We start from the raw sequence: 2,163 nt of genomic DNA, 5'->3' as shown, positions 1-2,163 counted from the left end.
TGGTAACACCATTTGACAAGTCTTCATTGAAAGACATCGAACGTGCCTTGAACGCTTCTGATCTTGGTATTACACCAGCTAATGACGGCTCTGTGATCCGCTTGGTTATCCCAGCTCTTACAGAAGAAACTCGTCGTGACCTTGCTAAAGAAGTGAAGAAGGTCGGTGAAAATGCTAAAGTGGCTGTCCGTAACATCCGCCGCGACGCTATGGACGAAGCTAAAAAGCAAGAAAAAGCAAAAGAAATAACTGAAGACGAATTGAAGACTCTTGAAAAAGATATTCAAAAAGTAACAGACGACGCTGTGAAACACATCGACGACATGACTGCCAATAAAGAAAAAGAAATCTTGGAAGTCTAGAAATAAACAGAAAAACTCAGTTGGCATTGCTGGCTGAGTTTTATTCGAAAGAAGGAAATATGAACACAAATCTTGCAAGTTTTATCGTTGGACTCATCATCGATGAAAATGACCGTTTTTACTTTGTGCAAAAGGATGGTCAGACTTACGCCCTTGCCAAGGAAGAAGGCCAACATACAGTAGGGGATACGGTCAAAGGTTTTGCCTACACGGATATGAAGCAAAAACTCCGCCTGACAACATTAGAAGTGACTGCAACTCAGGACCAATTTGGTTGGGGAACCGTAACGGAAGTTCGTAAAGACTTGGGTGTCTTTGTGGATACAGGTCTGCCCGATAAGGAAATCGTTGTGTCACTCGATATTCTTCCAGAGCTTAAAGAACTCTGGCCTAAGAAGGGTGACCGACTCTATATCCGCCTTGAAGTGGACAAGAAAGACCGAATCTGGGGACTCTTGGCGTATCAGGAAGACTTCCAATGTCTGGCTCGTCCTGCTTACAACAACATGCAGAATCAAAACTGGCCAGCCATTGTTTACCGTCTCAAGCTGTCAGGAACCTTTGTTTACCTACCAGAGAATAACATGCTTGGTTTCATTCACCCAAGTGAGCGCTACGCAGAGCCACGTTTGGGGCAAGTGTTAGATGCGCGTGTCATTGGTTTCCGCGAGGTTGATCGCACTCTTAATCTTTCTCTCAAACCACGTTCTTTTGAGATGTTGGAAAATGATGCCCAGATGATTTTGACTTACTTGGAAAGCAATGGCGGATTTATGACCTTGAATGATAAGTCATCCCCTGAGGACATCAAAGCAACCTTTGGCATTTCTAAAGGTCAGTTCAAGAAAGCACTCGGTGGTTTGATGAAGGCTGGCAAAATCAAGCAAGATCAGTTTGGGACAGAGTTGATTTAGGCCTTATAGACATGATAAAGAAACTTGAAGAAATGAGTTTAGAGGAACTCTGGCAACTTTTTCCGATTTTTTTAGTAGAGCACAAGCCAGAGTGGAAAGACTGGTATGAATCGGAAAAAGCAAATCTGAAAAAAATATTGGGTGCAAATGTTATTAAAAGAATAGAACATATCGGTAGCACTGCTATCCCTAATATTTGGGCCAAAAATATCGTTGATATTCTGTTAGAAGTAGGTAGAATAGAGGATTTAGCAAGAGTCAGGGATTTATTGGTGAAGAATGGGTGGCTAGTGATGTCGGAGAGTCCTAACAGGATTTCGCTAAATAAAGGATATACAGAGCAGGGATTTGCTGAGAAAGTTTTTCATTTACATTTGCGAATGACGGGAGATCATGACGAGATTTATTTTAGAGATTATCTCTGCCAGCATCCAGATATTGCCCAAGCGTATCAGGAATTAAAACTAAGTTTGTGGAAAAAATTTGAACACAATCGAGACGGCTATACAGATGCGAAAACAGATTTTATAAACCACTACGTTTCAGAGGCTAAGTCCAGTAATTTTCAAGAATCAGAAAAGTGTCATCAAAAAACTCTTGATAGGAGAAAGAATTGAGAAAATCATTTTACACTTGGCTCATGACCGAGCGCAATCCTAAAAGTAATAGCCCTAAAGCCATCTTGGCAGACCTCGCTTTTGAAGAGTCAGCTTTTCCAAAACATACAGATGATTTTGATGAGGTGAGTCGCTTTTTGGAGGAGCATGCCAGCTTCTCTTTTAACCTAGGAGACTTTGACGCCATCTGGCAAGAATACTTAGAACACTAGAGACAATGAGATGAGGCTAGTATTTTATTGTTCTCTTTGCTATAATAAAAAGAAATAA

4 protein-coding genes are annotated in these 2,163 nt (G+C 41.1%); all 4 read left to right on the top strand.

Going from position 1 to position 2,163, the window contains the following annotated elements:
* The coding region (gene frr / locus GMD4S_RS11955) for a ribosome recycling factor (RefSeq protein ID WP_000325654.1) at nucleotides 1-362 on the top strand (362 nt) is incomplete at its 5' end.
* A gap of 59 nt (nucleotides 363-421) precedes the next feature.
* Entirely contained in the window at nucleotides 422-1,276 is an 855-nt protein-coding gene (gene cvfB, locus GMD4S_RS11950) for an RNA-binding virulence regulatory protein CvfB (protein ID WP_001095461.1), read from the top strand.
* Nucleotides 1,277-1,287: 11 nt separating this feature from the next.
* Complete coding sequence (locus GMD4S_RS11945; protein WP_025172603.1) at nucleotides 1,288-1,893, top strand: GrpB family protein; 606 nt, start codon at nucleotides 1,288-1,290, stop codon at nucleotides 1,891-1,893.
* Complete coding sequence (locus tag GMD4S_RS11940; protein ID WP_001232084.1) at nucleotides 1,890-2,105, top strand: YozE family protein; 216 nt, start codon at nucleotides 1,890-1,892, stop codon at nucleotides 2,103-2,105. Before GMD4S_RS11945 ends, GMD4S_RS11940 begins: the two co-directional genes overlap by 4 nt.
* Nucleotides 2,106-2,163 lie beyond the last annotated feature (58 nt).

The sequence above is a fragment of the Streptococcus sp. GMD4S genome, from assembly GCF_000296955.1.
Note: the sequence above shows the minus strand (reverse complement) of the source record. Positions and strands in the feature narration are given on the sequence as shown.

Excerpts from the sequence above, each read along its gene's own strand:
- cvfB (WP_001095461.1), top strand. The coding sequence starts at position 422 with ATGAACACAAATCTTGCAAGTTTTATCGTTGGACTCATCATCGATGAA.
- GMD4S_RS11945 (WP_025172603.1), top strand. The coding sequence starts at position 1,288 with ATGATAAAGAAACTTGAAGAAATGAGTTTAGAGGAACTCTGGCAACTT.